Raw genomic sequence first — 2,557 nt, forward strand, 5'->3', positions numbered from 1 at the left:
TTCTACTTTCGTGTTTAGGGTTTTTAGAAGTTCCGTGTATTCGTAATTATCCAAATTTTAAGACCTTTTTTGTGCTTTTTGGCGTGATTATAACATATTTGTAAGAGTAAAGATAAAATTTGCTATAATCGCGCGTTAAAATTAGACATAAAGAAGAGAAAATGCAAATTTTAAGAACAGCAGAACAGCTGCGAGATTTCGTCGCGGCAAATCCCGAAAATATCGGCTTCGTACCCACTATGGGCGCGCTTCATGGCGGACACGCTAGCCTCATAGAAAAGTGCGTAGCAGAAAACAAAACCGCGATCGTTTCGACGTTTGTAAACCCGACGCAGTTTTTAGCGGGCGAGGACTTTGATAGCTATCCAAAAAACGAACAAAACGACGCTAAAATTTGCGAGGAGCTGGGCGTGCACGCGATGTTTGCGCCTGAGGCTAGGGAGCTATATTTTGATACCGAGCCGCTAATCAGCGCGCCTGAAAATTTAGCAAGCGTGCTTGAGGGCAAGACTCGCCCTGGACACTTTGACGGCGTGCTTCGCGTGCTAAACAAGCTCTTTAATCTAACAAACGCAAAGCGCGTCTATATGGGCAAAAAGGACGCGCAGCAGCTGCTCATCGTGCGTAATTTCGTAAAGACCTGTTTTTTAAATTTAGAGATCGTGCCTTGCGAGATCGTTCGCGCGCGCGACGGACTGGCGCTTAGCTCGCGAAACGCCTACCTAGACGAGGGGCAAAAGCTAGAGGCGCTTAAGCTTTCGCATTCGCTTAAAAAAGCCTCAAATTTGATCGCAGCCGGCGAGCTAAACGCGCAAACGATAAAAGGCGAGATGCTACAAACCCTAGAGCCGCTAAACGTCGACTACGTCGCGATCGTGGATAGAAATTTAAACGAAATCTCGCTAATAGAGCCGGACAACACCATCATCCTAGTCGCCGCGTATGTCGGCAAAACGCGTCTGATCGACAATCTGTGGGTATAAGATGGGTAAGCTTCACTTAGTATCATTAGGCTGTAACAAAAATCTGGTGGACTCCGAGATCATGCTCGGACGCCTGCAAAACTACGAGATCACGCCAGATGTCGCAAGCGCCGACGTCATCATCGTAAACACCTGCGGCTTTATAAACTCGGCCAAAGAAGAAAGCATCCGCGCGATCCTAGATATGCACGAGGCGCGCAAAAAAGGCTCCTTGCTCGTGGTCACGGGCTGCCTCATGCAGCGCTACCGCGAGGAGCTGATGAAGGAGCTGCCCGAGGTCGATCTATTTACCGGCGTCGGAGACTACGACAAGATCGATGAAATCATCCTAAAAAAGCAAAATTTATTTAGCCCGGACACCTACCTGCAAGCAAGCGAAGAGCGCGTGATAACGGGCTCAAACTACCACGCCTACATCAAAATTTCAGAAGGCTGTAATCAAAAATGCAGCTTCTGCGCGATCCCGACCTTTAAGGGCAAGCTAAAATCCCGCGCGCTCGAAAACATCGTAGACGAGGTGCAAAAGCTCGTAAAAAAGGGCTACTACGACTTTAGCTTCCTCTCGCAGGACAGCAGCTCGTATATGCGCGATCACGCGGTTAGCGACGGGCTCATCTCTCTCATCGACGCGGTCGAGAAGATCGAGGGCGTCAAAACCGCGCGCATACTTTATCTATACCCGAGCACGACCTCAAACGCATTAATCGAGCGTATCATCGCCTCGCCCGTGTTTGTAAACTACTTTGATATGCCGATCCAGCACGCAAGCGATAAAATGCTAAAAATCATGAGGCGCGGAAGCGGCGCGGCGCGGATCAAAGAGCTTTTAAATTTGATGAAAAGCGCGCCTGATGCGTTTTTGCGAACGGGCGTCATAGTCGGGCACCCGGGCGAGAGCGAAGCCGAATTTGACGAGCTTTGCGCGTTTTTGCAGGAGTTTAAATTTGACCGCGTTTCGGCGTTTGCTTACTCCAAAGAAGAAGACACGCTCTCATACGAGATGGAGCAGGTGCCCGCCAAAATCATCTCAAAGCGCCTAAGCAAGATCGAAAAGATCACTCGCGCCGCGATCGAGGCGAGCTTCGCGCAGGAGCTAGGGCAAAAATTTATCGTCTCGCTCGAGGGCGAAAGCAGCGAGGGCGAGATGTTTTACGCCGCGAAAAAGGCGCTCTGGGATAAGGACATCGACGGCGAAATTTTGATCAACGAAAGCGACGTGGAGCAGCTAGAAACCGGCGGTCGCTACTGGTGCGAGATCACGCAGGTAGCGGGCAGCCAGGCGCTAGGTAAGATCACGGCAAAGGCCTAAAATGCTAAGCGCGCCCGTTTTGCATAAGCTAAAATCGGGGCGAAATCTGCTTGCCTTTTCGCACGGCGTCGATAGCACGGCGCTTTTTTACCTTTTAGACGAGGCGGGCGTGAAATTTGACCTTGCGATCGTGGATTATAACGTCCGCGCGCAAAGCAAGGACGAGATCGCCTCGGCGCGAGATCTGGCGGCTAAATTTAACAAACAAATCTACGTAAAAAGCGTGCAGCTTGGCGCATCAAATTTCGAGCACGAGGCGCGCACG

3 protein-coding genes are annotated in these 2,557 nt (G+C 50.4%); all 3 read left to right on the forward strand.

What is annotated here, in order from left to right; all coding sequences use genetic code 11:
• Positions 1-161: 161 nt before the first annotated feature.
• Positions 162-983: a pantoate--beta-alanine ligase gene (panC, locus tag Q0338_RS02405; RefSeq protein ID WP_298085367.1), complete on the forward strand. Its 822-nt coding sequence runs from the start codon at positions 162-164 to the stop codon at positions 981-983.
• A 1-nt stretch (position 984) separates the two neighbouring features.
• Positions 985-2,292: a 30S ribosomal protein S12 methylthiotransferase RimO gene (gene rimO, locus Q0338_RS02410; protein ID WP_298085368.1), complete on the forward strand. Its 1,308-nt coding sequence runs from the start codon at positions 985-987 to the stop codon at positions 2,290-2,292.
• A gap of 1 nt (position 2,293) precedes the next feature.
• A partial coding sequence (locus Q0338_RS02415; RefSeq protein WP_298085369.1) for an ATP-binding protein occupies positions 2,294-2,557 on the forward strand: 264 nt, incomplete at its 3' end.

The organism is uncultured Campylobacter sp., from assembly GCF_938018145.1.
GTDB lineage: Bacteria > Campylobacterota > Campylobacteria > Campylobacterales > Campylobacteraceae > Campylobacter_A.

Coding starts and splice junctions, on each gene's coding strand:
- rimO (WP_298085368.1), top strand. CDS start 985: ATGGGTAAGCTTCACTTAGTATCATTAGGCTGTAACAAAAATCTGGTG.
- panC (WP_298085367.1), top strand. CDS start 162: ATGCAAATTTTAAGAACAGCAGAACAGCTGCGAGATTTCGTCGCGGCA.